Source organism: Paenibacillus sp. MY03 (assembly GCF_002165585.1).
Classification (GTDB): Bacteria; Bacillota; Bacilli; order Paenibacillales; family Paenibacillaceae; genus Pristimantibacillus; species Pristimantibacillus agaridevorans.
In genome coordinates, this window is the sequence record NZ_MXQD01000127.1 from 1 (window position 1) to 345 (window position 345).

Genomic DNA, 345 nt, shown 5'->3' on the forward strand with positions numbered 1-345 from the left:
TACAAGTACCCGCAGTTGACCTGGCCTGCCATCTACACCTCAAATCCGATTGAACGAATGAACAAAGAGCTCCGTAAACGCCTCAAACCGATGAACAGTTTGACGAACATCGAAGCGGCGGAGAAGATCATTTATCTACAGGCCACCGACTACAACGAAAAATGGTGTGGTCGAGCGATCCGTGGCTTTGTCGATGTCGATACGAAAGCTGCATTCGAGAAAATGTACAACGAGCGTTATGGAAACCAATAGCCTCCCGCGCCTTCGCTTGGGCTACGCTCACCATTAAAAGAATGCCATCGTCCCGATGGAAAAACCTACTTACACAAACTTCTTGACGCTACC

At 48.7% G+C, this 345-nt stretch carries 1 protein-coding gene; it reads left to right on the forward strand.

All coding sequences use genetic code 11. The features are described 5' to 3' along the window. Positions 1-252 (forward strand): transposase (locus tag B1748_RS36210; protein WP_143810506.1); only part of this gene is annotated, 252 nt, incomplete at its 5' end. Positions 253-345 lie beyond the last annotated feature (93 nt).